General features: G+C 60.8%; 26 protein-coding genes. 15 read left to right on the top strand and 11 right to left on the bottom strand.

The window, feature by feature from the left end:
- Nucleotides 1-68 precede the first annotated feature (68 nt).
- Complete coding sequence (locus VWY75_RS03025) at nucleotides 69-1,586, top strand: class I adenylate-forming enzyme family protein (RefSeq protein ID WP_416537213.1); 1,518 nt, start codon at nucleotides 69-71, stop codon at nucleotides 1,584-1,586.
- A gap of 128 nt (nucleotides 1,587-1,714) precedes the next feature.
- Here VWY75_RS03025 and rpe read toward each other — a convergent pair whose 3' ends face one another.
- On the bottom strand, nucleotides 1,715-2,404 hold the full coding sequence (gene rpe / locus VWY75_RS03030) for a ribulose-phosphate 3-epimerase (RefSeq protein WP_416537214.1): 690 nt from the start codon (nucleotides 2,402-2,404) through the stop codon (nucleotides 1,715-1,717).
- Between the two features lie 177 nt (nucleotides 2,405-2,581).
- On the opposite strand from rpe, the gene phnC reads away from it, so the two are divergent.
- The 5 genes from phnC to VWY75_RS03055 all read left to right on the top strand — a co-directional run bounded on the left by phnC (nucleotide 2,582) and on the right by VWY75_RS03055 (nucleotide 7,431).
- On the top strand, nucleotides 2,582-3,400 hold the full coding sequence (gene phnC, locus VWY75_RS03035; RefSeq protein WP_416537215.1) for a phosphonate ABC transporter ATP-binding protein: 819 nt from the start codon (nucleotides 2,582-2,584) through the stop codon (nucleotides 3,398-3,400).
- Nucleotides 3,401-3,459: 59 nt separating this feature from the next.
- Complete coding sequence (gene phnD / locus VWY75_RS03040; RefSeq protein WP_416537216.1) at nucleotides 3,460-4,368, top strand: phosphonate ABC transporter substrate-binding protein; 909 nt, start codon at nucleotides 3,460-3,462, stop codon at nucleotides 4,366-4,368.
- 160 nt (nucleotides 4,369-4,528) lie between these two features.
- Nucleotides 4,529-5,398 (top strand): phosphonate ABC transporter, permease protein PhnE, encoded by an 870-nt coding sequence (phnE, locus tag VWY75_RS03045; protein WP_340544364.1) that lies wholly within the window; start codon nucleotides 4,529-4,531, stop codon nucleotides 5,396-5,398.
- Nucleotides 5,395-6,765, top strand: coding sequence for a phosphonate ABC transporter, permease protein PhnE (gene phnE, locus VWY75_RS03050; protein WP_416537217.1), 1,371 nt, complete (start codon nucleotides 5,395-5,397; stop codon nucleotides 6,763-6,765). The genes phnE (VWY75_RS03045) and phnE (VWY75_RS03050) overlap by 4 nt, the downstream gene beginning before the upstream one ends.
- Nucleotides 6,766-6,816: 51 nt before the next feature.
- Nucleotides 6,817-7,431, top strand: coding sequence for a chloramphenicol acetyltransferase (locus tag VWY75_RS03055; RefSeq protein ID WP_340544366.1), 615 nt, complete (start codon nucleotides 6,817-6,819; stop codon nucleotides 7,429-7,431).
- Between the two features lie 46 nt (nucleotides 7,432-7,477).
- Here VWY75_RS03055 and phnF read toward each other — a convergent pair whose 3' ends face one another.
- Nucleotides 7,478-8,212: a phosphonate metabolism transcriptional regulator PhnF gene (gene phnF, locus VWY75_RS03060; protein WP_340544367.1), complete on the bottom strand. Its 735-nt coding sequence runs from the start codon at nucleotides 8,210-8,212 to the stop codon at nucleotides 7,478-7,480.
- A 108-nt stretch (nucleotides 8,213-8,320) separates the two neighbouring features.
- On the opposite strand from phnF, the gene phnG reads away from it, so the two are divergent.
- The 7 genes from phnG (at nucleotide 8,321) to phnN (ending at nucleotide 13,616) form a co-directional block, all read left to right on the top strand.
- Nucleotides 8,321-8,797: a phosphonate C-P lyase system protein PhnG gene (gene phnG / locus VWY75_RS03065; RefSeq protein ID WP_340544368.1), complete on the top strand. Its 477-nt coding sequence runs from the start codon at nucleotides 8,321-8,323 to the stop codon at nucleotides 8,795-8,797.
- Entirely contained in the window at nucleotides 8,797-9,393 is a 597-nt protein-coding gene (gene phnH, locus VWY75_RS03070) for a phosphonate C-P lyase system protein PhnH (RefSeq protein WP_416536485.1), read from the top strand. Before phnG ends, phnH begins: the two co-directional genes overlap by 1 nt.
- A gap of 3 nt (nucleotides 9,394-9,396) precedes the next feature.
- Complete coding sequence (locus VWY75_RS03075) at nucleotides 9,397-10,506, top strand: carbon-phosphorus lyase complex subunit PhnI (RefSeq protein WP_340544370.1); 1,110 nt, start codon at nucleotides 9,397-9,399, stop codon at nucleotides 10,504-10,506.
- A 220-nt stretch (nucleotides 10,507-10,726) separates the two neighbouring features.
- Entirely contained in the window at nucleotides 10,727-11,584 is an 858-nt protein-coding gene (locus VWY75_RS03080; protein ID WP_340544371.1) for an alpha-D-ribose 1-methylphosphonate 5-phosphate C-P-lyase PhnJ, read from the top strand.
- On the top strand, nucleotides 11,584-12,354 hold the full coding sequence (phnK, locus tag VWY75_RS03085; RefSeq protein WP_416537218.1) for a phosphonate C-P lyase system protein PhnK: 771 nt from the start codon (nucleotides 11,584-11,586) through the stop codon (nucleotides 12,352-12,354). Before VWY75_RS03080 ends, phnK begins: the two co-directional genes overlap by 1 nt.
- A gap of 9 nt (nucleotides 12,355-12,363) precedes the next feature.
- Nucleotides 12,364-13,047 (top strand): phosphonate C-P lyase system protein PhnL, encoded by a 684-nt coding sequence (gene phnL / locus VWY75_RS03090; RefSeq protein ID WP_416537219.1) that lies wholly within the window; start codon nucleotides 12,364-12,366, stop codon nucleotides 13,045-13,047.
- Nucleotides 13,044-13,616: a phosphonate metabolism protein/1,5-bisphosphokinase (PRPP-forming) PhnN gene (gene phnN / locus VWY75_RS03095; protein WP_416537220.1), complete on the top strand. Its 573-nt coding sequence runs from the start codon at nucleotides 13,044-13,046 to the stop codon at nucleotides 13,614-13,616. Before phnL ends, phnN begins: the two co-directional genes overlap by 4 nt.
- Here phnN and VWY75_RS03100 read toward each other — a convergent pair.
- Nucleotides 13,598-14,281: a DUF1045 domain-containing protein gene (locus VWY75_RS03100; RefSeq protein ID WP_416537221.1), complete on the bottom strand. Its 684-nt coding sequence runs from the start codon at nucleotides 14,279-14,281 to the stop codon at nucleotides 13,598-13,600. The genes phnN and VWY75_RS03100 overlap by 19 nt on opposite strands.
- A gap of 52 nt (nucleotides 14,282-14,333) precedes the next feature.
- On the opposite strand from VWY75_RS03100, the gene VWY75_RS03105 reads away from it, so the two are divergent.
- The gene (locus tag VWY75_RS03105) at nucleotides 14,334-15,476 is read left to right on the top strand and encodes an alpha-D-ribose 1-methylphosphonate 5-triphosphate diphosphatase (protein ID WP_416537222.1); all 1,143 of its coding nucleotides are present in this window, start codon (nucleotides 14,334-14,336) and stop codon (nucleotides 15,474-15,476) included.
- A gap of 25 nt (nucleotides 15,477-15,501) precedes the next feature.
- Here the strand turns inward: VWY75_RS03105 and VWY75_RS03110 are convergent, their stop codons facing one another.
- The 7 genes from VWY75_RS03110 to VWY75_RS03140 are packed head-to-tail and all read right to left on the bottom strand — an operon-like array spanning nucleotide 15,502 to nucleotide 22,036.
- Nucleotides 15,502-15,978: a class I SAM-dependent methyltransferase gene (locus tag VWY75_RS03110; protein WP_416536491.1), complete on the bottom strand. Its 477-nt coding sequence runs from the start codon at nucleotides 15,976-15,978 to the stop codon at nucleotides 15,502-15,504.
- Entirely contained in the window at nucleotides 15,979-16,737 is a 759-nt protein-coding gene (locus tag VWY75_RS03115) for a polysaccharide deacetylase family protein (protein ID WP_416537223.1), read from the bottom strand.
- Complete coding sequence (locus tag VWY75_RS03120; protein ID WP_416537224.1) at nucleotides 16,734-17,876, bottom strand: glycosyltransferase family protein; 1,143 nt, start codon at nucleotides 17,874-17,876, stop codon at nucleotides 16,734-16,736. The genes VWY75_RS03115 and VWY75_RS03120 overlap by 4 nt, the downstream gene beginning before the upstream one ends.
- The gene (locus tag VWY75_RS03125; RefSeq protein ID WP_416537225.1) at nucleotides 17,876-18,463 is read right to left on the bottom strand and encodes a histidine phosphatase family protein; all 588 of its coding nucleotides are present in this window, start codon (nucleotides 18,461-18,463) and stop codon (nucleotides 17,876-17,878) included. The genes VWY75_RS03120 and VWY75_RS03125 overlap by 1 nt, the downstream gene beginning before the upstream one ends.
- Nucleotides 18,460-19,572 (bottom strand): glycosyltransferase family 4 protein, encoded by a 1,113-nt coding sequence (locus tag VWY75_RS03130; protein WP_416537226.1) that lies wholly within the window; start codon nucleotides 19,570-19,572, stop codon nucleotides 18,460-18,462. The genes VWY75_RS03125 and VWY75_RS03130 overlap by 4 nt, the downstream gene beginning before the upstream one ends.
- Nucleotides 19,569-20,828, bottom strand: coding sequence for a glycosyltransferase family 4 protein (locus VWY75_RS03135; protein WP_416537227.1), 1,260 nt, complete (start codon nucleotides 20,826-20,828; stop codon nucleotides 19,569-19,571). Before VWY75_RS03135 ends, VWY75_RS03130 begins: the two co-directional genes overlap by 4 nt.
- Nucleotides 20,825-22,036 carry a glycosyltransferase family protein gene (locus VWY75_RS03140; protein WP_416537228.1) on the bottom strand — a complete coding sequence of 404 codons (1,212 nt, stop codon included), beginning with the start codon at nucleotides 22,034-22,036 and terminating at the stop codon, nucleotides 20,825-20,827. Before VWY75_RS03140 ends, VWY75_RS03135 begins: the two co-directional genes overlap by 4 nt.
- 441 nt (nucleotides 22,037-22,477) lie before the next feature.
- On the opposite strand from VWY75_RS03140, the gene VWY75_RS03145 reads away from it, so the two are divergent.
- Nucleotides 22,478-24,823: a mechanosensitive ion channel domain-containing protein gene (locus VWY75_RS03145; RefSeq protein ID WP_340544387.1), complete on the top strand. Its 2,346-nt coding sequence runs from the start codon at nucleotides 22,478-22,480 to the stop codon at nucleotides 24,821-24,823.
- Between the two features lie 4 nt (nucleotides 24,824-24,827).
- Here VWY75_RS03145 and VWY75_RS03150 read toward each other — a convergent pair whose 3' ends face one another.
- Complete coding sequence (locus tag VWY75_RS03150) at nucleotides 24,828-26,204, bottom strand: CoA transferase (RefSeq protein ID WP_416537229.1); 1,377 nt, start codon at nucleotides 26,202-26,204, stop codon at nucleotides 24,828-24,830.
- Nucleotides 26,205-26,221 lie beyond the last annotated feature (17 nt).

The following is a 26,221-nucleotide window of genomic DNA, read 5'->3' on the forward strand; positions in this document are numbered from 1 at the left end:
CCCCGCGGCGCAGCTTTGTCTGCGGAGGGGGAGGTGACAGATATCAACACGACCACGGGGAATCGAACATGACGCTTTGGCACGAGTATCTTGAGCAGCATGCGCGCCATCGTCCGGAGTCTCCGGCCTTCAGCGACAGCGGCGGGACGAAGTGGACCTATGGTGAGCTTGCCCGCGTCTGCGACGAACTGCGATCTCATCTGGTGACCGCTGGAGTGGGGCCGGGTGACCGGGTCATGTTACTCTGCGAGAACTGCTGCGTCGCCGTTGCAGCCCTGTTTGCTACCTCACAATTGGGCGGTGTTGCAGTTCCCGTGAATGCCCGGATGCGGGCGCCCGAGGTCGAGCGTATCCGTGCCCATGCCGAGCCGACAGTGATCCTGCTGACGGTGGCCGCTTCGCCGGATGCTGCGGCCCACGCGGCCCGATTGGGCGCACACCCGATGCCGGGCGATCTGGGCAGCTTGCAGATCGTGATTTCAGCCCCCGGAGAGGGTGTTGCGGCGGGCGATCGAGGCGATGAAACGATACCGTCCGATCTGGCCGTGTTGCTCTACACAACCGGTACGACCGGTGATCCAAAGGGGGTGATGCTCAGCCATGGAAACCTGAGTTTCGGCGGCGGTGCCTCGGCTCGCTTGCGCGATATGACCGTACGAGATGTGATCTATGGCGTTTTGCCACTTAGCCACGTGTTTGGCCTTGCGTCCGTTCTGACCGCCTCCGTGATGATCGGGGCCGAGGTTCGTCTTGAGGCGCGCTTTAGCGCGGCGCGGTTTTATCAGGCGTTGAGGAGCGGCGTCACCCTGGTTTCCGCTGTACCGCAGATGCACGCGCTGGTGATGCAATACGCTAAGGAACAGGGGTTGGCGCATCTTGATAGTCCCGATCTGCGCTATGTCTCCTCTGGCGCGGCTCCGCTCGACCCGGATTGGAAACGGCGGGCGGAAGATTTTTACGGCGTTGCCCTGCAGAACGGCTATGGGATGACCGAGGCCACGGCAGGGATCTGCGCGACCCGCAACTGCCTGGGTGACCCTGATACATCGGTTGGCCCACCGCTATCGGGGGTTGAGGTGCGTCTGGATGAAAATGTTCCGGGCGGCGGCGGCGGGCTGGGAGAGATCTGCCTGCGCGGAGACAACGTTATGCTCGGCTATTTCCGCAACCCGAACGCCACGCGGGCGGCTCTCGATCCCGAAGGTTGGCTGCGCAGCGGCGATATGGGGCGTTGGGACCAAAGCGGCAATCTGCACATCGACGGACGCGCCAAGGAGCTGATTATCCATGGCGGTTTCAATGTCTTCCCGCCGGAGGTCGAAGCAGCTCTGAATGCCCATCCGCAGGTGGTTCAATCCGCTGTTGTCGGCCGCCAGATGGACGGGGACGAACAGGTGGTCGCCTTTGTGCAGGTGGCCACTGCCGATGCGCCTCGGGTTGAGGACTTACGTCTCTTCGTGGCAGAGCGTCTGGCAGGCTATAAACGGCCCGGCCTTATTGTGCTCACAGAACAGCTACCAGCGGCACCGACAGGCAAGATCCTGAAGCATCTTCTGTTGTCGCATTTCGCAGACCGGCTGGCGTGAAGCGCCCGCGCCGCGCAACGCGCGGCGCTTGGCCCAACGGCTTCAGCGCCTTTCTTGAAAGGCGTCGCAGCGGGCGGGAGTTCCTTGTGTCCGCCCTACTGAATGCGCGCTGCTGTGATGTCGCTCGCTCAGGCCCAGACGCCAGCAGCAGCGGCTCGGATGCTGCGGATATTTTCTCCGTAAACCTCCGGCGTATCGACGGAGCCGCCCTTGAACACTGCTGATCCGGCGACCAGCACGTCCGCCCCGGCTTCTGCCACCAGCGGTGCGGTCTTGGGGTCAACGCCGCCATCAATCTCGATATGCACCGGGCGATCACCGATCATGGACCGCAGGCTGCGAATCTTGGCGGTCATATCGATGAACTTCTGACCGCCGAACCCGGGGTTCACCGTCATGACGCAGATCAGATCGGTCAGATCCAGCAGATGGGCAACCGCCTCGGCAGGGGTGCCGGGGTTCAGGGCCACACCGGCTTTCATACCTGCCCCACGGATCGCTTGCAGGGTGCGATGAATATGCGGCCCGGCCTCGACATGTGCGGTCAGCACGTCGGCCCCGGCATCTGCATAGGCGTCGATATAGGGGTCAACCGGTGCAATCATCAGATGCACATCCATCACGGTTTTGACATGTGGGCGAAACGCCTTCACCGCCATCGGACCAAAAGTAAGGTTGGGTACAAAATGCCCGTCCATCACATCGATATGAACCCAATCGGCGCCTTGGGATTCGATGGCCTGAATCTCCTGACCAAAATTGGCAAAGTCGGCAGACAGGATCGAAGGTGCGATTTTGATGGAGCGGTCGAAAGACATGGCAGCAGTTCCTTGGTTTCGTGGGCAGCGTTTCGTCGCCGTATAGCGGCTTGTTGTCGGCGCGCCTAGGGGCGTGCTGGCTGTTGTCATGCCGGCCGTTACAAAAGCTTCACCGCGATGACACACAAGTTTTGATCTGGCAGCTTAGTCAGTCCCGCAAAGAGACGGGAGCCTCAGGTGCTGCGAATTGACAAACTGACCAAGAGATTCGGCGACAAGATCGCGGTGGATGCCGCGACGCTGGATATCGACAAGCCCTGCATGATCGGCATCATCGGCCGCTCGGGTGCGGGGAAATCCACGTTGCTGCGGATGATCAACCGGCTTGGGGACGCCAGTGAGGGGCGCATCCTTTTCGAAGGGCGCGATGTGACCCAGCTGCGCGGCAAGGAGAAACGCGCCTGGCAATCCGATTGTGCGATGATCTTTCAGCAGTTCAATCTGGTTCCGCGGATGGATGTCGTATCCAACGTGCTGCACGGCACGCTCAACCGTCGCTCGACCCTTGCAACGTTGTTCAATCTCTACCCGATGGACGACATCCATCGCGCGATTGATATCCTTGACCGGCTTGGTATCGCCGAACACGCCGCCAAACGGGCCGAGGCGCTCTCGGGTGGTCAACAACAGAGGGTCGCGATTGCACGGGCTCTGATGCAGGATCCGAGGATCATTTTGGCGGATGAACCGATTGCCTCGCTTGATCCGATGAATGCCCAGACAGTCATGGAGGCACTGCGCCGTATCCACGAGGAGGACGGCCGCACTGTCATCGCCAATCTGCACACACTGGATACCGCACGTCGCTACTGCGACCGTGTTGTCGGCATGCGGGATGGGCGCATCGTGTTCGATGGTCTGCCGGAGCAGCTGACGACCGGTGTCGCCCGCGAAATCTACGGAGCAGGCGCGGACTTCTCCGAGGCCGCAACCTCTACAGAGATTGAGACATTGAACCGTACTCAGCCGCGCCGACAGCCTGTTCCGGCGGACTGACAGTTTTTTCCAAACCCGGCGGTTCGTTCGCCGACATGACCAACCAGAGAGATTGACTAATGAAAAACCTTATTGCTACCATTCTGGCGACCACCGCGCTGACCGCACCGGTTCTTGCTGAGACCTCGGAAATTCAGGAATTCCGTATCGGTATTCTTGGTGGTGAAAACGCTCAGGATCGCCTGAACAACAACGAGTGCCTGCGTCAAAAGACCGAGGATCTTCTGGGGGTCGAAACCAAACTCTTTGCCCCGGCCGACTACAACGGGGTGATCCAGGGGCTGCTGGGCGGCACCATCGACATGGCGTGGCTGGGTGCATCCGGCTATGCCAAAACTTATCTCAGTGATCCGGCGGCGGTAGAGCCGATCCTGGTAAAGGTGAATAACGACGGTGGCTATGGCTACTATTCCATCGGTTTCACGCGTAAGGATAGCGGGATCACATCGCTCGATGACATGCAGGGCAAGACATTTGGTTTTGGTGATCCAAACTCCACCTCCGGTTTCCTGATCCCTTCGATCGAGATTCCACAGGTAACCGGCGCGACCATGACCTCCGGCGATTACTTTGGCGAGGTTAAATTCACGGGCGGGCATGAGCAGACAATCGTCGCTGTTGCGAATGGCGATGTGGACGCCGGCGTCAGCTGGGCTGACGGTCTGGGCGAATGGGAAGATGGTTTCAACTCCGGCGCGCTGCGTCGCGCGGTTGATGCAGGTCTCGTCGATATGAACGATCTGGTGCAGATCTGGCAGTCCAAGCCTATTCCCGAGGGCCCGGTTGTTCTGCGCACCGAACTGCCCGAGGACGTGAAGCTGAAGATGACTGGCCTGATGGCCTCTCTGAAGTCGATGGATGCTGAATGTTTCTATGGTGTGGCCGCCGGTGAGGCGAAAGGCTTCATGCCGATCACCCACGAGGCCTACGAGGTTATCATCGAAGCGCGGAAATTGAAGTCCAACTAATTTCAGTACCTAAGCGCGCGGGGTTCGGAGAATTCGTGCTGAACCCCGCCATTTTATCTGCCAACTGCCCTGGTTCGGAACTGACTGCGCGCAGTCTCCACCACGTGAAACATCGAAAGCCCAGCCGTTCGGCTGTTTTCGACGACACAGGATCCCATTCATGACAGATGCAACAGCCTCGGCCCCTTCGGTGTCCGACATTCAGGCCGATTACCAGGCGCTGATACAGCGCAAGCGCCTTTATGGCGGGATCCTTCTGGCCGTATTTGTGGCGATGATGGCCGCCGGTTTCAGGATCGCCGACGATCGCAACGCAGGGTCTTTCTGGAATGGGATTACCCATGTTTTTGACTACCCCTCTGAGGTGCTTTCGGAAGCGGTCGAGAAGGTGGCCCTATTGCCCGGGCATGTGTTACAGTTTTCACCGGCCCTGATCGAGACCTTGAACATCGCTGCCGCTGCCACGCTGATTGGGGCAATCTTCGGAACCATCCTGTCTTTGTTGGCAACACGGGGGCTGGCGCGCTGGCCGCGCCTTATCCCGCTGTTCCGCCGGATGCTGGATATCTTTCGTGCGATCCCGGAAATCGTCATCGCACTGGTGCTGATCTTTCTTTTGGGTGGTGGACCGGTGCCTGCGATGATCGCGATTGCGATCCACACTGCGGGCGCTCTGGGCAAGCTGTTTTCCGAGGTGAATGAAAACGCATCGCTGAAGCCTGTCGAAGGACTGGCCTCTGTCGGGGCCGGTTGGGCGCAGCGCATGGTGCTGGGCGTTTTTCCCCAGGTCGGCCCGAACTATGTGAGCTACGCACTTCTGCGGTTCGAAATCAATATCCGCGCCTCCGCCATTCTCGGCTTCGTCGGGGCAGGCGGTATCGGCTACGAGCTGCGTAACGCCATGTCCTGGGGGCAGGGGCGGTATGATGAAGCTGCGGCGATCTTTCTTTTGCTGTTTTTTACCATCGTCCTGGTGGATCAACTGTCGGGCCTGCTGCGCGACCGGCTGACCCACGGAGCCAAACAATGACGACCTTTGACACCACTGTTCCGCCGACCTTGCGCAAACTGGACATGGAGCGCCTGTTCATCCGCAAGCGCGTCCTGAGCCTTTCTCTGCCGCTCTTGGTACTGGTCTATCTCGCCTATGTCTTCGTCGCCTTCGACGTTGCGGGACTGGCCGCGCGGATGAATCCGCAGAATGCCCGCACGCTGGTGGCTGATAGTTACAGCTACAAAACCCACGTCACGCGCGACAATCGGACAGGTGACGTTAGCGTCGCCATCGAGGGAGAGCGCAAAGGGGCCTATCCCGATGGGCAAGCGCCGGAGTGGGTTTCCCTCGCGACGACACCGTCCGACGTTACCGTGATTGACCTCGAAGATGGTCATCAGGTTCGCTTCGGCCCCGAGAGCATTGTTTTTGATATCCCCGGCTATGGTAGGATCCGCGCAACCCCAAGTCGCAGCGCTGGCGTGCAGGCCGAATTTCCGGCAGGCGATCTGCCGGATTGGATCAATGTCTCAAAGAACCGGTTGGCGGTGACGACCGATGCCGGGCGTCTGACGGTGACCCGTAACCGTGCGGAGGTGTTTCGGTATTTTGCTGGTTGGGAGCTGTTCTTCTTCACCCTCGACAGCCGTTACCACGGTCTGGGGCCCGGTGAGCTGATGACCCGGGCCGCAACCGGTGAAGCGAGCGCGATCTTCCACGATTTCTGGACCAACAAGATGTGGCGGCATCAGGATGTGGCCTGGGCCATTTTCGAAACGCTGCTGATGGCGTTCCTTGGCACGATGGGCGCGGGGCTGATTGCGCTGCCGCTCGCATTTGCTGCTACCCGGAACTTCATGCCGCTGCGCGCGGTCCGCTTTGCAACCCGTCGCCTTTTTGACTTCGTGCGCGGCGTCGACTCTCTGATCTGGACCGTGGTCCTTGCCCGGGCCTTTGGACCCGGTCCGCTGACTGGCGCTTTGGCGATCCTGGTGACCGACACTGGCACCTTTGGCAAGATTTTCTCAGAGGCGCTGGAGAATGTGGACGAGAAACAGATCGAAGGCGTTGCCTCCACAGGAGCGAAGCCGGCGCAGCGCTATCGCTTCGGTGTCATTCCGCAGATCACGCCTGTCTTGCTGAGCCAGCTGCTCTATTTTCTGGAATCAAACACGCGCAGCGCAACGATCATTGGCGCCATCACCGGTGGCGGTATCGGCTTGCTGCTGACTCAGGCCATTATCACCCAGAAGGACTGGGAAGAGGTTGCCTATTACATCGTGCTGATCATTCTCATGGTGATGGTCATGGATTGGGTGTCCGGTTGGCTGCGCCGCCGCCTGATCAAGGGCGAGCCGGGCCGCAAGGCCCGCCGTCAGGGTGGCGCGATGCTGCTGCCGTGACCGTTGGCGGTGCTAAGAACCTGTCTCTTCAATATCTTCGAAAGCCACCCAATGCCCCGTCTCTCTGCCGATCAGCCGTATCTTCATTCCAACTGTTCGATTGCAAACAGCCAGTTTGGCGCCTTCGTCGAAATCGGGGCGGAAAGCCGGGTACTCAACAGCCGGTTCGGCGATTACAGCTACTGTGATCGCTACTGTGATATCGCCAATGCTGAGATCGGGAAGTTCTCGAATATCGCCAGCGCCACGCGTATTGGCGCCACCGATCATCCGCTGCAAAAGGCCTCGCTGCATCATTTCCTCTACCGCTCGTCAGCCTATTGGGACGACATCGAAGATGACGCGGACTGGTTTCAGCATCGTGCCAGTCGGCTGGCACATATCGGCCACGACACCTGGATCGGGCATGGTGTGCTGATCAAGCCCGAGGTGACCATTGGCCACGGTGCCGTGGTGGCGGCCGGGACTGTCGTCACCAAGGACGTTGCCCCCTATACGATCGTCGGAGGAAACACGGCGCGGCTCATCCGGCGTCGGTATACCGAAGCAGTCGCTGAGGCGATGATCGCCTTGGCCTGGTGGGACTGGGACAATGCCCGGTTGAAGGCGGCGGTCCCCGATTTTCGAGCGCTAAGCGCCGAAGCCTTCTTAGAGAAATACGCATAGCACCTGCCTGCGGATCAGCCATCAACGAGGGCGTCATGCAGACAGGTCACCCGTCGGCCAAACCCGCGTCATCCTGATCGCTGACGGTCAGGGTCACCCGGTCCCCGGCAAACCAAGTTCGGCCAAATTCGACAGGGGTCCCGTCTGACGCTGCGTTGATGCCGGTTGTCCGCAGGATCGGGCTGCCCTCGGATATCCTGAGGTGCAGTGCCTGCGTGGCAGTTGCGAGTTTGGCCGTGATACGGGTCTCCACCCTCGTATAGTCGGTGACCCCGCAGATCTTCAGCGCCGCTGTTACCGATTGGGTCTCTTGCAACGCGGGGAGCAGATTAGGCAGGTCTTCGGCGGGGAACACGCTTTGGAAGAGGGCAATCGGCTGGCCATCCGCCAGTGACAACCCATCATAGACATGTACGGCTGTTCCTGATTCCAGCCCCAGCGCTTCGGCTTCTCGGCGGTCGGCAGCCCGGGTCTCCAGGCTGAGGATTTTCTTTGCTGGAATACGTCCCAGCCGAGCGACGTTCTGGTGAAAGCGGACTCTTTTGCCAATCGGGTAATCTGTTGGCTGAGCCGCAACAAAGACACCGGCGCCCCGGCGGGCGTGAACCAGCCCCTGGTCTGCCATCTCCGACAAGGCGCGACGGACAGTGTGGCGGTTGACCCCAAATCGACCTGCGAGCTGCACCTCTGGCGGAAGCTTGTCGCCGGTCTGATAGCGCCCCTGTGCGATGTCATCGGTGAGGCTGATGGCGATGGATTTCCAGACCGGGGTGCGGGGCATGTCACGAAACTTTCACAAGGTTGTCGTTGCGCCGCGTGGGGCGACTCAGGTAACATTTGTCTAGTTGTATAGATAAACTAGACAAACAGGCCAAGAGGCTTCGACAAGATGAACAGAGAAAACAGCATCACAGCGGGTGGTACCGGCAGCGGGGTGGACCGCCAAGCATGGATGAGCCTTCTTGCCTCTGCAAATGCCGCGGCATTGCAGGAGCTCTGGCAGAGCTATGGGCAGAACCCCGATCACGCATGGCTGCGCCCGCCCGAAGTTGGCGGCGTGATGGTGCGGGGGCGCATGGGGGCCAGCGGAGCGGCCTTCAACCTAGGTGAAATGACGGTTACCCGCTGCGCGCTGACATTGGCCGATGGCGTTGTCGGTCACGGCTATGTTCAGGGCCGTAACAAGGCACAGGCTGAGATCGCCGCCAAGATTGATGCGCTGATGCAGACCGGGGCGGCGGCTGACGTGCAGCGTCAGATCCTGGCACCGCTGCGCGAGGCAAAGCAGGCGAAAAAGGCGGCTCGGGCTGCAAAAGCCGCCGCTACGAAAGTTGATTTCTTTACAATGGTGCGGGGGGAAGACTGATGTCGACGCAAGCCCAGGCTTCTCATTTCTCTGGTGGTTTTGCTTCTCCTGCGGTGCAGTCGGCGCATGCGTTTCGCGCTGCGATGACCGCCATGGCACGTCCTGGCCAGATCATGGACATCACTGGCGCAGCGCCACCCGATGACCTGTCTGTCGCCGCTGGCTGCCTGTTGCTGACGCTGTGTGATCCCGACACGGGTCTCTACCTAGCGCCGGATGTTGACACGCTGGCGGTGCGGGAATGGGTCACCTTTCATACAGGCGCGCCGCTGGTGGCGGCTGATGTTGCAGATTTTGCGCTGGGCGGCTGGGCTGCGCTGGCACCAGTTGATGTCTATCGTATCGGCACGGCTGAATACCCGGATCGCTCGGCCACTCTGATCGTTGAAATGGACGAACTTGCACGACCCAACGCTGAATTGAGCGGCCCTGGCATTAAAGACACCGCCCAGATCCACCTGCCTGATCTGGGCGCATTTCAGGATAACTCTGCGCTCTTCCCGCTGGGGTTCGACACTTATTTCACCGTCGGCAGCCAGCTTTGCGCGCTGCCACGTTCCAGCCGGATTGCTCCGCTGTCCAAGAAGGAGGGCTAAGACATGTATGTTGCCGTAAAAGGGGGCGAACGGGCGATTGACAACGCCCATGCGTGGCTGGCCGAAGAACGCCGGGGCGATACATCGGTGGCCGAGCTGAGCCTGGCCCAGATTCGCGAACAGCTGAGCCTGGCGGTGAACCGGGTGATGGCTGAGGGTTCGCTTTACGATCCTGACCTGGCGGCGCTGGCGATCAAACAGGCGCGTGGGGATCTGATTGAGGCGATTTTTCTGATCCGCGCCTATCGCACAACGCTGCCGCGATTCGGTGCATCTGAGCCGGTTGAAACGAGCCGTATGGCCTGTGACCGACGGATCTCTGCGACCTTTAAGGATGCGCCTGGTGGTCAGGTGCTTGGGCCGACCTTCGATTACACCCATCGCTTGCTGGATTTCAAACTGGCGGCGGAGAGTGATGCCGGAGATCTGCCGGAGGCCCAGACAGCTGAGCCGCGGAGCGAAGACACGCCACATATCCTGACTTTCCTCGATGGCGAGAACATTATTGAACAGGAGCCTCAGGACGATACCGAACCGGGCGACCTGACGCGCGAGCCGATGTCATTTCCGGCGGGGCGGGCGGTGCGTCTACAGTCGCTCACGCGCGGGGACGAAGGCTTCATCCTTGGCATGGCCTATTCGACCCAGCGTGGCTATGCGCGCAACCACGCCTTTGTGGGGGAGCTGCGCATCGGCACCGTACCAGTCGAAATGGAGATCCCAGAGCTGGGTTTCGCGATTGAGATCGGAGAGGTTGAGCTGACCGAATGCGAGACCGTGAACCAGTTCAAGGGGTCGAAAACCGTGCCACCGCAGTTCACCCGCGGTTACGGTCTGGTATTTGGTCAGTCAGAGCGCAAATCCATCGCCATGGCCTTGGTTGATCGGGCGCTGCGCTGGAAGGAGCTGGGCGAGGATAACCTCGGCGCCGCGGCCCAGGACGAGGAATTTGTTCTGAGCCACGCCGACAACATTCAGGCCACAGGCTTTCTGGAGCACATCAAACTGCCACATTATGTGGATTTCCAGTCCGAGCTGGAACTGGTGCGCAAATTGCGCCGCGAGGCAACCGAGCTGGCAGAAACACTTGCTGCGCAGGAGGCTGCGGAATGACGTTAGTCGCAGCCGCCATCTCCTCCCCCACATCCATGATCTCCTCCATCGTATTGCCCCTCGGCACCAGCGTAACTGCGGTTCCGTGGTCGCGACTTAAGCGGTTGAACACGGAACAGTTTGACGACCAACAGTATTGCGACCACAGCCAGAACGAGGGTCGTTACGGAAAATTCCTGCAAAACAAGTGGTCCCAAATACGGGCCGTGAGAGAAAAGTCATGACCGACTACAACTTTGCATATCTCGATGAACAGACCAAGCGGATGATCCGCAGGGCGATCCTGAAGGGGCTGGCGGTACCGGGCTATCAGGTCCCCTTTGCCAGCCGTGAAATGCCAATGCCCTATGGCTGGGGTACAGGTGGCGTGCAGGTGTCGGCAGCGACGCTGACGCCGGATGATACGTTGAAAGTGATCGATCAAGGTGCCGATGACACCACCAACGCGGTCTCGATCCGGAAGTTCTTCGAAAACACCGCAGGCGTGGCAACCACCGAAGAAACCGCGAAGGCCAGTGTTATCCAGACCCGCCATCGTATCCCTGAGGCGGAGCTGAGCGAGGATCAGATCCTGGTCTATCAGGTGCCAATCCCGGAGCCGCTGCGCTTTCTCGAGCCGCGGGAGACCGAGACCCGCAAGATGCACAGCCTGCAGGAATATGGGCTGATGCACGTGAAACTTTATGAGGACATCAGCCAGCACGGCGCGATTGCGACCTCCTATGCCTATCCGGTGAAGGTCGCAGGCCGCTATGTGATGGACCCCTCGCCGATCCCGAAATTTGACAACCCGAAAATGAACATGGCAGCGATCCAGCTGTTTGGCGCAGGGCGCGAGCAACGCATCTACGCGGTGCCGCCTTATACCGAAGTGGTCTCGCTGGATTTTGAGGACTATCCGTTTGAAGCCAGCAAGGCGGATCACCCCTGCGATCTCTGCGCGGCCGAAGACAGCTATCTGGATGAGGTGATCCTCGACGACGCGGGCAACCGGATGTTTGTCTGCTCGGACACGGATTATTGCCGATCCCGGCGTGACGCTGGCCATATTGGCCGCCTGAGTGAGGAGGCCGCGTGATGACACCGCTGCTGCAAGTAAAGAACCTGGCCAAGATGTATGGCGCGCGGATTGGCTGCACTGATGTCAGCTTTGATCTTTATCCGGGCGAAGTCATGGGCATTGTTGGTGAAAGCGGGTCGGGGAAATCGACTCTGTTGAACAGTATGGCGGGGCATCTGACGCCGGATTGTGGTGAAGTGATCTTCGACACCCGTGCAGACGGGCCGGTGGACACAGTCACCATGTCGGAACCGGCACGTCGTATGCTGGGGCGAACGGATTGGGCGTTTGTCCATCAGCACGCCCGCGATGGGCTGCGGATGTCTGTGTCAGCCGGTGGCAATATCGGTGAACGGTTGATGGCTGTGGGGGATCGTCACTACGGCAGCATCCGCGCCCGAGCGGCCGATTGGCTGGGCCGCGTCGAGATTGCCGAAAGCCGCATCGATGACCGGCCCACAGCTTTTTCCGGCGGGATGCAGCAGCGACTTCAGATTGCCCGCAATCTGGTCACCGGGCCGCGCCTTGTCTTCATGGACGAACCCACTGGCGGGCTTGATGTCTCGGTGCAGGCGCGGCTGTTGGATCTGTTGCGCGGGCTGGTGCGGGAAATGGGCCTGAGCGCCATTATCGTGACCCATGATCTCGCGGTGGTGCGTCTCCTGGCGGATCGGCTGATGGTCATGAAAGACGGTCATGTCGTCGAGGCTGGTTTGACCGATCAGGTGCTGGATGACCCGCAGCACGCCTATACCCAATTGCTGGTTTCCAGCGTTCTTCAGGTCTGAGGATCCGAGATGATTGAACTTCAAAACGTCAGCAAGAGCTTCACCCTGCACAATCAGGGCAGTGCGGTCATCCCGGTCATGGAAGGTGCAAATCTAAAGGTGGCCTCCGGAGAGTGCATTGGCCTGATAGGCGCATCCGGGGCGGGAAAATCCACTCTGATGCGGGTAATCTACGGGAATTATCTGGCGGCATCTGGCAGGGTTATGGTGGGCGGCGTGGATGTGGCGAAGGCGGCTCCACGCGAGATCTTGGCGCTGCGCCGTGAAACGCTGGGCTATGTGAGCCAGTTCCTGAGGGTCGTGCCGCGAGTACCAACGCTCGATGTCGTGGCTGAGCCGCTTCTGTCGGTGGGCGTTGATACAGCTGCGGCGCGCGACCGGGCCGCGACCCTGCTTGCCGGATTGAACATACCGGAACGCCTGTGGCAGCTCAGCCCGACCACCTTCTCGGGTGGGGAACAGCAGCGGGTGAACATTGCTCGCGGTTTCGCCCATACCTACCCGGCGATGCTCTTGGACGAACCAACGGCGAGTCTCGATGCGCAAAACCGGGCGACCGTTCTGTCTCTGATCGAAGACGCCAAGGCGCGCGGCGCCGCCATTATCGGTATCTTCCACGATGAGGCCGCACGCGAGCAGGTCTGCGATCGTTTTGTCGATGTTTCAGCCTTTACCCCAAAGGCTGCTGCATGATCCTGGAGCCTTCGATAGCCCCTGTTATCGCTGTGGTTGGCCCCTCAGGGGTTGGCAAGGATAGCCTGATGGATGCGCTGATGGCCCGTCTGCCGGGCGTGCAGAAGCAGCGGCGCGTCATCACGCGGGCGCCGGAACTGGGTGGTGAAGACTATGAGGCTGTAAGCGAGGCCCGTTTTGCAGCGCTCCGTGCAGAGGAGCGGTTTGCGCTCCATTGGCAGGCGCACGGTCTGCACTATGCGATTCCACGAGAGATAGACGAGGCGCGTGGGATCGCATCGGGCGTCTTGGTGAACCTTTCGAGAAAGGTGCTCCTCGAAGCGCAGGATGTTTTTGGGGTCCTGATTGTTCTGTCTGTCACAGCCACCCCAGAGGCGTTGGCGGCGCGGTTGGCCGAGCGCGGGCGCGAGGATGGCGCTGAAGTCAGCCGCAGGCTTGCCCGCGCGGCAACGCCGTTACCGACCGGGCTCGAGCATGTAATCGACATCGACAACAGCGGTGAACTGGACGGGGCGATCAAGGCCGCAGAAGCAGCCCTGGCCCCCTGGCTTCAGCCAGTGAGGGCATGACGATGGATCAGCTGAAAACGACCGTCGCTGCCCTCGCCGACCAGAGCCAGATCTCCAAGAACAAAGGGCGCTGGCAGCAGCGGCCCAAGCCGGTCCTGCAACATGCTTTCGATGGCAGGCAGTTCCGCCTTAGGCCGTTTGCCGGTCAGCGTGATGTGGAACCGGAAGCTGTCGCCGACATAGGGGTAGCCCCAGGTGAGAAGCGCCTGTTCCTGAGCGGGCGTCAGACCTCCAGTGCGGCGCCGATCCAGTTCAGCTGCCGAAGGTGGAGAGCGGAAATCGTCCAGATCCCGCACGCAGTTAAACGCAAGGCGGTTCAGAGACAGCTGATCCCCGGTCGGACAAAGGGCGAGGAAACGGCCAAGCCGTGTGAGCGTCAGCCCGTCCAGCCTAACTGGTGCCATCTCAGTTGCGAACTGCGCAAACCGCTCAGCCAGAGCGTCCGCTGTCTTGCCCTCAGCGAGCCGAAACGGCGGCTTGATGGTCGCGTGAAGCCCGTATTTGCGCGGCACGTCAGTGATTGCAGCAACGTCCAGACCGGTGTTCGGGGGATGATCCAGCGGACGCCCTTCGCAAAGGTCCCAGCCCAGCCAACTGGATGCAAATCGGCTCCATTCCGCCTGCTTGGGCGGCACATAATAGATCGCGTATCGCGTGAATGTCACAATGGCCTCCTAGGTGTGGCCCGTTCTATAGCTCAAACCGTGTGAAACTCAGATGACAGAACCTATGATCCTTGCCAATGCCACGCTCGTTCTTCCCGGAGAAACCCGCACCGGTTCCGTCACCCTGAAAGATGGGCAGATCGTGGATATCGCCGATGGCGCATCCGTACCGAATGGGGCTATTGACCTTGAGGGAGACTTTCTGTGCCCCGGTCTGATTGAGCTGCACACCGACAACTTGGAGCGACATATTCAACCGCGACCGAAGGTCGACTGGCCCCATGCCGCGGCCATTATCGCTCATGATGCCGAGCTGGCGGGAACCGGGATTACCACAGTTTTTGATGCAATGCGCGTTGGCTCGATCAAGGCGGCTGAGTCCCGCTACGGCGCCTATGCCCGTAGTCTTGCATCTGAATTGCTTGAGCTTCGCGATCAGGCGGCGCTCAAGATCAGCCATTTTCTACATCTGCGCGCCGAGGTGTGTTCTGAAACCCTGGTACAGGAGCTGAACGAATTTGGGGAGGAGGACCGGGTCGGTCTGGTGTCCCTGATGGATCACACGCCGGGACAGCGCCAGTTCCGCGACATGTCAAAGCTGGAAGCCTATGTGAAGGGCAAGCATGGCTTTGATGACGAAGGCTTCCAAGCGCATGTAGCGGGACTGAAGCAAATGCGCGAGACCTATGGCGACCTGCACGAGGTCGAGGCGGTGAATGCTGCGCGCCGCTTTGGAGCGGTTCTGGCGAGCCATGATGATACAACTGCTGACCAGGTGGCGGTATCAGCCGGTCACGGCATCCATCTTGCTGAATTCCCCACCACCGTCGAGGCGGCACAGGCCTGCCATGCGCACGGCATCAAGGTGATGATGGGCGCGCCGAACCTGATCCGCGGGGGTTCGCATTCCGGCAACGTTGCGGCAAAGGAGCTTGCGGAACTAGAGCTTCTTGACGTGCTGTCCTCCGATTATGTGCCTGCGGCCCTGTTGCTGGCAGCTGCGCAGCTTGGCGATATCTGGGGTGACATGTCGCGAGGCCTCGCGACCGTCACTTCGGCACCGGCGGACGCGGTGAACCTGACGGATCGTGGACGTATCGACATCGGAAAGCGCGCAGATCTGATCCGCTTCCGAATGCGGGTAGGGGTGCCAGCGTTGTCTTCCGTCTGGTCACAAGGAAACCGCGTCGCCTAGTGCCTGCGCGGCAGGGCTGCGCCAGTCAGGCGCGATAGAACAGGTAGCGCCCCGGTGGAATATCCGCCGGGCCTTGCAACTCTTCAAATCCGACCAGCGGCTGACCTGAAACGATGACCCCGCCCGGCGTCATCACTGCCGCAATGGCCGGTGACAGAGCCGCAGCCTCGGCGATGTCCCGCTCCGGGACGCCGAAACCCAGATCATAATGGGCCAGCGCTATTGGGCTGTTCTCGCCGGCCAGCTGGTCCAGCATCGGGCGCGCCTCCCCTTGGAGGAAGTCTGCTTCTGGCGGCACGCAGGAGGGATGGCACTGCAGCACCCGGTCGATGACCCGCACCCTGCGGTCAGGCAATGTTTCGCGCAGGTGGTCATAGGTGCGGCCGTTGCCCAGCCCGATATCAAGAACATCACCGCTCAGGCCACGAATTTGGTCTGCGGCCCAGTTGAGCCCATCTCGCTGCGCGGTCAGCCGACGCAGCATGGAATCCAAGCGGCTCATTCAGTTAATCCTTTCATCAAAAACCCAAGCACGCCCCGGGCCGTCCAGCAGGCGGCGTATCACATCGCTGCAGAACGTCCATGTCACATCGTCCTGCACCAGATGATGGGTCAGGATGCCATAGGGTTCGGCGACATCGGCCTGCCCCTTGCGGCGCGCAGCGAGCTGCGTGACCAGCTGTGAAAGAAGCAACGCTGGCGGTACGAGTGAGCGCGTGCCCTTCCAGTCGATTGGGTCCAGATGCGTATTGATCTGCCATAGACCCGGGGCTGCCTTGGCCCGTCGCCGAGGAGCAAAGGTCGATAGCGCGCTATAGCCGAGTCCGGCCAGCCAGGGTTCAACTTCGGCGTCGATCCGGTTCCAGGGAGGGACGAACATCGGTCTTAGCCGATCGCCAAAAAGCTCACGCAGACGGGTCAGGGCGTTCTCTGCATCCTCCAGCACATCATCTATCGGTCGATGGGTGCCGAACTCAGCCTTCTTTTCACCATGCGGGGCATGGTTCTGATGCGCCCAGCCATGAACCACCGGCACCAGCGTGTCGACCTGAGCCAGCCGATTGGCAAGGGAGGAGGTTGCGTCACGTCCCACGACCGCGAGATGGGCAGGTAGCGCCAGTTGCTGCGATTGTTCGATTAGCCGGTCGAGCTGCGGTGTCGCTGCAATCGCGTCGTCATCGCGCCACCACAGCGGCAGGATCAGCCCATCCTCCTGCCACCTGGCAAGCTCTCGGTCCAAATTGGTCCAATCGGGTGTCATGAACGCTCCTTTGCCATTTCGCGGGCAATCTCTACCGTTCGGGAGGCGCCGTCAAACCGGAAGCCATCTGTTGGCCGTGCGGGTGCCGCCATAACCGCGTCAACGGCCCTGCAAAGCGCCTCCGGCGTCAGATCGGCCGAGGGTATCGCCGCGATGCCATCCAGCTGCGTGAGACTGCTGGCGCGCAGGGTCTGTTCGACCTCATTGCCCGCATCGAATGGAACGATCACTGCGGGCACCCCTGTTTGCAACAGATCGAGCGCAGTATTGTAGCCACACATGCTGACCGAAGCGGCTGCGCCTTTTAGCATCTGCCTGAAATCTGGCCGTGCGGGTTCCAGATGTGCGAGTGTTTCGCCGTGCTCCGCCACCAGCTGGGCGATTTGCTCCGCTGCGGACGGGCCGCCCACCAGAATCCGCCAGCGTAGAGCGGGACGCAGCGCAGCGGCTTTGAGCGCGATCCGGTAAAGCGTTTCACCGACGGCGCCGCCACCGGCGCTGACAAGGATCTCGCCTTTGCCGGTTCCTTCTGGGTGCGGTGCTGGCGGGGGCGGTGCGACATATCCGGTATAGTGCAGCATTGACGAGATCGCCGGTGTGACAGGCCATGAGGCCTCCAACTGCGTGGCCTGGGGATCTGAATGAAGCAGCACACCATCATAGCGTGTTGTCAGAATGGCCGCGGCGTCATCGGCCTTCTTGGGTTTCGAGGGTGGTGCCAGGATATCGCGCACGGACGCCAACACGACAGGTCGTTTCGGCAGGTCTTGAGCCGCATCGAGCAGTGCCAGAAACTCCTGCCGCAAGCTGCGCCGTCCAAAGGGGAATAACTCAGTGATGACAATATCCGGCTGGATCCGTTGAACCGTGTCGCACAGCATTTCGATCCGGCTGTCGAAATAGGCATCGTCGGCCACTTCACCGGTTGGTGTCAGCAGGCGCGAGAAACTGACGCCGTCTGATCGCAAAGGAGGCAGCTGCACGAGATCAACACCGCTATGATCAAGCTGACTCGCCGACCCGCCGCCGGAGACGACACAGGGCTGCTGTCCGGCAGCGCTGAACGCCCGGCCCAGTGTCAGGGCGCGTGACAGATGCCCAGTGCCCAACAGATGCGTGACGGCGATGAGGACTTTCATCACATGTCCCGTTTGCTGAGACGCACTGGTTCAGCGACGGGTGTGAGCCTGCCGTCAGCGTGTCTCTCCACCACGAACAACCGGTTGCGCTTGATCTGAAACGGGGCTGGCGAGTCAAAGTTCCAGCCATATGCCCGCGCCAGGATCATCCGCATGATCCCGATATGGCACACGGCCACGGTGTCCTCTGTCAACTGGGCGAGCCATGGCACGATCCTCTCCCAGACCTCCTGTGGGGTTTCGCCGCCGGGCGGGCGGTAGTCCCAGCCCCACTCCTCGATGTCGCGAAATCCGCTGGTCAGGTCGGCTCTTAGATCCTTGCCGTGCTGGCCTTCCCAGTCTCCCCAGTTCATTTCGATGAGCGCCGTGCTGGTCTGGGGGGTACGGTCTGCAACCAGCTTGGCGGTCTCGGCCGCGCGTTTCAACGGGCTCGACCAAAGCGAAGCTTGATCCCAAGGGGCAGGCAGGGCCTGCACGGCGAGTTCGGCACGTGCCGTGTCGTCCAACGGGATATCGCTGCGACCTTGAATTCGGCCGGCACGGTTCCAGTCGGTGTGGCCGTGGCGCAGGAGGGCAAGCCTGATCATGATGAAATCTCCAGCAAGGGTGAGAGCGTGGCCCACAATTTTTGTGCCGCCACCGGTGCGAGGTGTCGCGTGGCAATCCGGTCGCGGGCGCGTTTGGCCTGCCGGTTCCGCAAGGCTCCATCATCCAGCGCCCGTTCGAGCGCCCGGGCGTAGCCCGCAGCGCCGCTGTCTGTCGTTGGATTAAGGTCTGGTTCCTCCCATTGGGTGACGACATCGCACAGGCCAGGGCGATCCTGCGCCAGGACAGGCACACCATGGGCCTGGGCTTCAAGATAGACCATTCCAAACGCTTCGTTGACACCGGGCCAGAGAAAAAGGGAGGCCTGTTGATAGAGCGCCTCCAATGCCTCCCGGTTCAACTCACCAAGAAATCGGACATGCTCGCCGAAGGGGCGCATCAGGGTTTCGACCTCGGGGCGGGCCGGGCCGTCGCCGACGATGTCCAACCGCCAGGGCTGGGATACCCTGGCGAGCGCATCCGCGAGCAGACGATATGAGGCGAGCTTGTCGCCCGGTCGCATCATACCGACGCTCAACAGCGGACCGGAGTGATCGCTGGCGGTTGGCAGCGTCTTCGCTGTCAAGAACGGGGGCAGGTGGACCAGCCTCTGGTCCGCGTATCTGTCGCGCAGCAAGGTCTCGTGGTCCTGTTCGGTCAGATAGAAGATGACCGCAGCCGCATCGGCCGCCTCATGGGCTGCCCTGGCGAAATCCGACCATGGACCTTTGAGCCTTTTGTTGGCGCGTGTCGATTCTACCTGAACATAGGGGATGCCGAGACGCTCCGCGACGGCAGGGCCGATCAGATCGGGGGCCTTGTAATAGTTGTGGTAGGTAAGCCAGAGCGCAGGCCGGTCGGCCTCGGGAGTGGCGCGAATCTCGGTACAGATGCGGTCGATCTCATGTGCTGCCTTGCCGCGCAGTGTGGCTTGGTGTTCGGTGTCACCGGATCTGTCATACACCCGAAGCTCGCTGGCCAGCGTGACGGTTGCCCCAGTCCCGGCGAGTAATCCCATCAGATTGCGGGCCATCTCTCGATCACCTGAAGGCACCGGGTGGCGCGGTGACTTCATCGGCGCATAAAAGGCAATCTTGTGGCCCCGGCTCATGTCTCGCGTATCATCGTCTTCAGCCGCTCCGACAGGCGGGCGATGCCGGGGTCCATGCCAAAATCATGACGCAGTCTAACGAGTGCCGCTTCTGCCATTCGGGCGGCTTGCTCGGGATTCCGGCTCAGGGTCAGGATGGCCTCTGCCAAGGCTTCGGGGGTATCTTGGCTGAGCACGCCGTGGGTGCCATTTTCGATGAACTCCGGGATCGCAGAGACCGCGGTGGACAGGATCGGCAGGCGCTGCGACGCGGCTTCCATCAGCACGTTAGGCAGCCCGTCCCGATCACCATCTCTGGCGATGCGGCTGGGCAGGACGAATATGTCACATGCGCGCATGGCCGAGATAACCTCGGGCTGGTCGCAGGCGCCGCGCCAGGTGATCCGATCGACCACGCCTAGATCCTCTGCCATGCCTCGTAGCAGGTCTTTCAGGGCGCCGCCGCCGATGTGGGTCCAGTGCCAGTCAAGCGAACTGGGCAGGAGGGCGAGCGCGGCGATCAACCGGTCAAAGCCCTTCTTCTCGACCAAACGGCCGACCGACATCAGATGCAGCGGGTCGCCCGGAGCACGCCATCTGCGCTGGGGCGGAGAGGGGAAACGCGAGAGATCCAGACCGTGATAGATCAGGTCAACCCGGTCAGTTCTGTCCGAAAGCGCTTGCAGGTGTTTCGCCCCAAACCCGGTGCAAGTGGCACCAAAGGCAGCGCCATGTGTCGCGGCTGCAAGCTTTTCTTTCAGTTCCCACTCGGGGGATGTCCAGATGTCCTTGGCATGGGCGGAAAAACTCCAGGGCAGACCGCGCATGATGGCGGCATAGCGCGCCACTGAAGACGGCGTGTGCAGGAAATGAGCATAAAGCCCGAGGACCTGCTCCGGCATTTCCGCAGCCAGGACGCAAGCCTGGCCAAATCGGCGGATCCGGTTGCGGGAGGGATCGCGGCGCAGGTCCTGCCGCCAGATCCGATAGGCGGTCTGATAGCCGGGCATGGCCTGTGCCTGTTGCCGCGCGCTCCAGACACGATCAGGTTCCTGATAAAGATACTCCGGCAGGTAGTGGACCGCGGCGCTCAGCTTCTCATGTAAGGGGTGACGTTTGATATCCGTGGGATGACGAAGGGACCAGATTTCAAAACTATGGCCTGCGGCCTCCAGCGCGACCAGTTCCTGCGCGATGAACGTTTCGGACAGGCGCGGCCAACCTTTGACGATCACGGCAAGAGGCGGGCGCGACGGCGTGGTCTTGCGAGAGTTCATTCGGCGGCCTTCCCGCTGGTCTTATGCAGAAGTGCATCGACCCGGTCGGTTACATAGTCGAGACCGTCTAACAACCCGTCGGGAATCGCCGCCGAGGGCGGTGGTTGGTCGGCGAGCGCACGGATCGCACGGATCATCGCCTCTGGTGTCCAGCCGTCTCGACGCTCATCCAGCATGGCCGTCAGCCCAAGTTCTTCGGCGCGGCTGGCGCGGATCCACTGCTCAAGCCTCGGGGTGGTGCGCGGTACAATGACGGCGGGTTTGTCAAAGGACAAAACCTCGCAGAACGTGTTGTAGCCGCCCATGCAGACAACGCCCTGCGCCCCGGCGAAGAGGGTTTCGATCTCGGATTCGAACCCCACTGCTGTGACGCGGCCGTTCAGAGCGGCAACACGAGTCTCGAACTCGGTTCGGGTCTCGCCCGACAGGAAGGGGCCGTAGACCAGCATGGCCCGGGGTGCCAGGCCCGGGTCGCGTTCATAGGCGGTCAGGACAAGGTCGACCATCATCGCGCCATCGCCACCGCCGCCGGGGGTGATCAGGACATATGGCTGTTCTGGAGGGGTTCCCAGCTCGCCAAGATCGCGGCGCAGATACCCGGTCCAATGCATCCGCGCCTGTGCGTCCGCGCTGAGGGGAAGCCCGGCGGTGGGATCATAGACGGAGCGGATGCCATAGACCCAGATCTCGTCATAGAATTGTTCAGTGGCGGCAACGGCATCCTTGCGGGCCCACTCGGTGGCCAGCACCTCCGGCTCATCCAGAACATCGCGCAACCCGAGGATCAGGCGTGTTTTGCCCTTGCGCTGCAGCTCTTCCAAGGTGGGCAGCAATTCGCCGCGAAACCCGGTTGGTTCCTTGTCGACGATCAGCACATCGGGGGCGTATTCCATCGCGGTAGATCGGATAAGACCTGCCCGCAGCGTGGTGGTCTCTTCAATCGACATTCCCATTGTCCGTGACGCATAGGAGCCGTCCGACCGCTTGATTACACCGGGTAGCCGCACATGGTCGACGCGTGAGGGAAAGGCGAAACGCCCGGCCACGGGAGAGCCGGTCAGGATCAGGGCCGAGGCCGACGGGTCCGCATCGGTAATCGCACCGGCCAGGGCCCTCGACCGTCGCAGATGACCCAGCCCGAAGGTATCGTGGCTGTAGAGCATGACACGGGGGCCGCGAGGGGTGCTGGAGGGTGCGTTGACTGTCATCGCTGGGCCTGCGTCTGGTACAAGGATAGGAGAGATGAAACACCGGGAAACCCAAGTCGGGAGGACGTGCAGAGATGTTCTGGACACGGGTGCCCATCCTCCGCATCAGCGGCTGTGCGTAACAGCTCGGCCAGGGTCCGCCTCAGCATAGTATCGCCTCAGGTTGCTCAGCCTGACACGCTACGGGCCAAGGCACAGATCATCGTTGCGTCAGATCCAGAACGTCGAAGGTGGCATCCTGCGCCCGTCCGCGTGGTCTGCCCTCCTGCGCTCTGTGTGATACGCTGAATTTTCTATAACGTGCAGAGGTATAAGTTGCAATCAAGCGCTTGCGAACCGCACTTTCACCACTGAAACGCCGCGCCAAGGTGCAAAGACTTGATATTTTCACCGTTTTGCGGCCTTGGTGAAGGGATGGTTCCAAAAAATCGGGTTGTTCTCATGTGGCGAATGGTATCGCAGTATCTTGTCTGTTTGACGCTGGCGCTGGTTGTGGCGGCCTTTGGTCCGGCAGCAACATGGGCGCAATCGACGTCACCTCAGGGTGGGGATGATCTAGCCAAGGCGATTGAGCAGGCAGCTGAGAGCGGCGTCGGCGTCATCATCGTTGATGGTCGCGGCCAGCTGGTTTCGCCCTCGGATGCGCAGGGTGGAACGATACCTGTTCCCGCCACGGATCAGATGGAAGGGGCCTCGGCGCTGATGAAAGCGCAATCGGAGGTGGAGCAATTCGGGGATGCCCTGAAAAGTCGTCTGGAGGCGATGCCCTATTCGATCTTTGAGGTGCAGTACATCCTGCGACAGACGAGCCCGGATGGCCGCATTATCACCTACGTGAAGGTGCTCGGCTGGAGCTTGTTTCTGCTGTTCATCGGTCGCTGGGTCTCGGTCGAGATTTACGGCAAGCGTATCGCCAAGAAACATGTGGTGTCGCGGATCAAGGAACAGCCCGAAGGCTATCAGGATAAAATGCCGTTCCTGGTCTTCCGTTTCATTATGGGGGTCGGCGGTACAATTGTAGCCATGGCGTTTGCGTTGCTGACGTCCTATCTCATCTTCGGAACTTCCGGCAATTCATCGGTGAAATTCACCGTCACCGCGATCTACACGGCGTTTTTCTTGTCGCGGACAGTTTCGGACCTGTGGCGCATGGTGCTGTCGCCTTACCTCAGCCAATACCGCATTCCTGTGTTCTCAGACCGGGACGCTCGGCGTCTGTATTTCTGGGCCTCCGGGCTGGCGACCTACGATATCTGTTCGGTGCTTTTTGCGACTTGGGTTGGCGATTTCGGGCTCAATTACAATGTATATGCGCTTGTCTATGGCGTGTTGGCATTGGTTGGCACGTTCGGCAATCTGTTGATGGTTGTGATCAATGCACGACCCATTTCCAACGCCATACGTGCAGGCCGCGCCCCGGAAACCTGCTCCTGGCTCGTCCGGCTTCTGTCTGTTGCCTGGGCACCTGTTCTGGTGGTCTACATCATATTTGGATGGCTGGAGCTGGCCTTCGATCTGGTGTTGGAGCGCGATATGTCGCTGCCGCTCATGGCGGGCAGCTATTCGGTGCTGACCTCTATTCTGGTTGTCTACGGCCTCATCAACTATGTGATCGAACGCTTCTTCAATCGGTCGCAGCGACGGGTGCTGGTCAACGCTGCCGATGGAAGCGACGAAGACAGTGACGCAGAGACCGACGACGATGCCGAGATGCTTCCGCAACAGCAGCGGCACCCGATAGCCACTTTCGAAGATCTCGCGCGCCGCATCGCCGGTATACTGGCCTTTACCGTCGGCTTTCTCGCCATGGTCACGATCTGGAACCCCGAAGCAGCCTGGATGGAAAACTCCCGTCTGGACCGGATGAGCGATATAATCGTGATCCTGTTCATCGGTTATATTGTCTACCACATCGCCCGGATCTGGATCGACAGCAAGATCGACGAAGAGGTTGGCGACATGCCGGTTGGCGAATTAGGGGACGAGGGCGGCGCGGGCGGTGCCAGCCGGTTGGCAACCCTGTTGCCGCTGTTCCGAGGCGCGATCTTAGCGGTTGTCGTGGTCTCCATCATCCTGATCGTTCTGCTGGAACTGGGGATCAACGTCAGCCCGTTGTTCGCCGGTGCCGGTGTAGTCGGTCTGGCGGTGGGTTTTGGGTCGCAGACCCTGGTCCGGGATATCTTTTCGGGTGCCTTCTTCCTCGTGGACGACGCCTTCCGCAAAGGCGAATACATAGATATCGGCGATGTCAAAGGCACGGTCGAACGTATTTCGGTGCGATCCTTTCAGTTGCGCCATCACCTGGGAGCGTTGCACACCATTCCCTTTGGTGAGATCCGCGTGCTGACCAATTATTCCCGCGACTGGGTCATGATGAAGCTGCCGCTACGGGTGACCTATGACACCGATGTGGAAAAGGTGCGCAAACTCATCAAGAAACTGGGGCAAGAGCTGCTGGATGATCCGGTGATCGGAGACACCTTCATACAGCCGCTGAAGTCGCAGGGTGTGATTGAGATGCAGGATTCTGCAATGATCATTCGGGTCAAATTCATGACCAAGCCTGGCGACCAATGGCTGGTGCGCAAGAAGGTGTTTCAGGAAATCCGCGATCTCTTTGCGCGCGAAGGTATCAAATTTGCCCATCGCGAGGTTACCGTGCGTTTGGCTGGGGATCAGGTCGAGCAAACCCCCAAAGAGAAGCGCGATCTGGCTGTCGGGGCTGTTCAGGCGGCCATCGATGAGGATCTGATGGATGTGAACGATGGCGACGGTGACGATCGCTAGGAGATCAGCGAGGCCAGTCCGGCGCTGCTGTTCCTGATGCCGTCGCAGGCTGGACCCACTGCATCTGCGTCTTACCAACCGCCAGCGGCGCAAGCAGCCGCTGTCCGGGTCCCCAGCTTGTCTGCTCCACTTCCGGTGAGAAGTCGCGATCGACTGCGCCCGCCAGTTCCTGGCCGGGTGCGCCGTCATCGCCATGACAGTCGGTTAGGGATGCGAGCTCATGCGCGGTGCGGGCCAGCGACAGGCGCGCATCGGCAACAGGCTCGCCTCTGCTTGCCTTGCTCAATGCCTGTAGAACTGCTGCGGCCATCAGATAACCGGTCGCGTGGTCCAGTGCCTGTACAGGGAGCGGAACCGGTTTTGCCGCGGGGTCAGATGTCGATGGAAATCCGGCGACCCATTGGCGCCCACGTTCGGCGATCCCGCTGCTCATCTGCACAAGGCTGTCAAATCCCCTGTGCTGCGCCCACGGGCCGGTCCAGCCATAGGCATTCAAGCGCACATCAATGAGGTTCGGCGCGAGTTCCTGCAGTTTTGCGGTATCATATCCCAGCCCGTCCAGCGCGCCGGGACGAAAGCCATGCACCAGAACATCGGCGCCGGCTAACAGAGTTTCAAAGCGATCACGCCCGCTGGCGGAGCGCAGATCCAATGACGCCATATGTTTGCCCAGCGAGATATCCTGAAGCACGCCGGGTTCGTCCCAGCCCGGCGGATCAATCCTGAGGACAGTAGCACCGAAGGCGGCCAAGGTCCGGGTCGCTACGGGGCCTGCCAGCACCCGCGTGAGGTCCAGCACCCGCAGTCCCGCCAAAGGCCGAGCCCCTGTTGCCAATGGTTGCTTTCGGAGGTTGATGTGACGGGGCCGCCCCCAGGCGATCAAGGGCTCGGAACCGACTGCCTGCCCCTGTTGATGGGCCTGCCAGTCGGCATGGCTGCGCATCGCTGCCGCGACACCGCCCGCACCAACGATGGCCTGCTCCAACGTATCCGCGGATCGGCTAGCAACAGCGTCGCGTACCGCCTCCGGGGTAGGTTGGCAGCCGAGGGTCGCTAGCGCCGCGTCGCGATGATGGGGAAGGTTGGTATGAAGCCGGATCCATCCGTCGGCTGTGCGATAATCGCCGGCCAAGGGGTCCCAGAGATTGGGCATCTCCCAGCCCATGGGACGGAAGCTGTAGCGAAACCAGAGCGCAGCCCGGCGCTGATCGACGGTAACGGCCAGATCTTCGGTGCTGAGGTTCATCGCGGTCATCAGTTCGGCTAGGGCGATCCCGACAGCAGCCAGCGAGCGGTTGGCCAGTTCCGAAACAGCATAGCAGCTGGGCCAGCGAGCACCTGCGATCACGGAGTAGGTTTCAGGGTCTGGTAGCGCCTGCATTGGGCTCTCCTTTCGCG

Source organism: Phaeobacter sp. JH20_08 (assembly GCF_048056635.1).
GTDB lineage: Bacteria > Pseudomonadota > Alphaproteobacteria > Rhodobacterales > Rhodobacteraceae > Phaeobacter > Phaeobacter bryozoorum.